Raw genomic sequence first — 1,228 nt, 5'->3', positions numbered from 1 at the left:
GAAAAGACCTATAGATAACAACGTATATAATTAATGGCTAGTTATAGCTTGCTTACGAAAATCTTTGCAGATTTTCTATTCGGTTTTTATTTACTAAATTAGGTGCTGAAACACGCCACTAATCATATACAAACACGTTGTGCAACATTTGAAAAAAACCGAGAATGACCAAATTCCTTTTACTATTTCACAATCTTGGGTCGAAAATATTTACTCAAGCGGAATTTAAATCAAACAAATCAGCTACAGAATTTATCCAACTAACAAAACTTGATGGTTACGAAATGTATCAATACATTCAAAGCGAAACTACATACGTTATGACCGAAGAGAAATTAAAAAACGAAAACATACTTTTCGAAAAATTAAATCGTGAGAAAAAAACTTGGTTTGGGCTTTCTAAAAAAACTGTGACCGATTTATTAATTATGCCAAATCAAGAATTCTATTATCCATACGGATTTGGTAGTTACTTGTACTTATTTACAAAACGAAAAAGAACAAAAACTGATATTGAAGATTGGCTGAATAAAGAATTTCCAAGTAGGTTCGGACATATTGACGAAAGATTTAGTGGATTTGAGAATTTAATGGATGATGAAGACTATTTAATCGCAACTAACCACGATTTACAACATCAATTTGGTATCATTGGAAAGAAAGATAAAATAGACCTAATAATTGCTGAATTTAAAAAAGCAAATCTGAGTGAACTTGTATTGAAAAATTTTGAAAATCAACGCTGATAAAAACGTTGCACAACACCGTATATAATTTATTGCTAGTTCTTGCCTGCTTACGAAAACCCTCGCGGATTTTCTATTCGGTTTTTATTTGCTAAATTACGTACTTAAACACGCAACAAACCATATACAAACACGTTATCTATAAGTTACTCACCAACAAAAATTATTGGAAAATCTATAAGTCTGAACTTCCAACAAGGGAATAATTACTAAGATGAATAATGTAATCTGAAAAACGTTACGGATTGGATTCTGTTTGATTTTATAAACTAAGATTGAAAAGCTTGCGTTTATCGTTACGACTGAATTACACGCAGAAAAACCAATCTGAGCTAATCTGACAGTAGAAATGTATCATTGCGCTTAAACCGTTGCTAAAATCAGAATTCCTAAATTATATTTATATAAAAATTTAAACATCTGAACTCTGGCTAACTATGAAAAGACCTATAGATAACAACGTATATAATTAATGGCTAGTT

1 protein-coding gene is annotated in these 1,228 nt (G+C 30.5%); it reads left to right on the top strand.

Features of this window, described 5'->3' with window-relative positions; all coding sequences use genetic code 11:
- Positions 1 to 164: 164 nt before the first annotated feature.
- Positions 165 to 746, top strand: coding sequence for a hypothetical protein (locus tag ACVCZW_RS13230; RefSeq protein ID WP_452227589.1), 582 nt, complete (start codon positions 165 to 167; stop codon positions 744 to 746).
- Positions 747 to 1,228: the final 482 nt, after the last annotated feature.

This window comes from Lacinutrix sp. MEBiC02595 (genome assembly GCF_053601555.1).
This window is presented reverse-complemented; position numbering and strand designations above follow the sequence as displayed.